Below are 385 nucleotides of genomic sequence, written 5' to 3'. Positions count from 1 at the left end.
GGCTTGTCCTGCCAGTCTTCAGGAATACGGCCTGCTCGCAGATCCGCTTTCTCTGCATTGGTGTTCCGCTGCTTCGGAGCCGCTACCAGCGTGGCATCCAGGATCTGGCCTGACATCGGCARATAMCCGGCGTTCCGCAGGGTCGCTTCAAACCGGTTAAACAGCCCATCGATCGCACCCGCCTGTGTCAGGCGTTCACGGAGCAGCCAGACCGTTTTGGAATCGGGCACCCGGTCCGACAGTCCCAGMCCAAGGAAACGCATRAAGGASAGGCGATCGTTGATCAGATATTCCGTCCGCTCATCAGACAAATTGTTGAGCGTCTGGATCACCAGGATCTTGAACATCAGCACAGGATCAAATGGCGGTCGTCCGCCCTTGCTTC

At 57.6% G+C, this 385-nt stretch carries 1 protein-coding gene; it reads right to left on the bottom strand.

Annotation, left to right across the window (positions count from 1 at the left end; all coding sequences use genetic code 11):
- A partial coding sequence (locus KP705_RS18975) for a transposase (protein ID WP_215765432.1) occupies nucleotides 1–385 on the bottom strand: 385 nt, incomplete at both ends.

The sequence above is a fragment of the Gluconobacter sp. P1D12_c genome, assembly GCF_018812105.1.
Taxonomy (GTDB): Bacteria; Pseudomonadota; Alphaproteobacteria; order Acetobacterales; family Acetobacteraceae; genus Gluconobacter; species Gluconobacter oxydans_A.
This window is presented reverse-complemented; position numbering and strand designations above follow the sequence as displayed.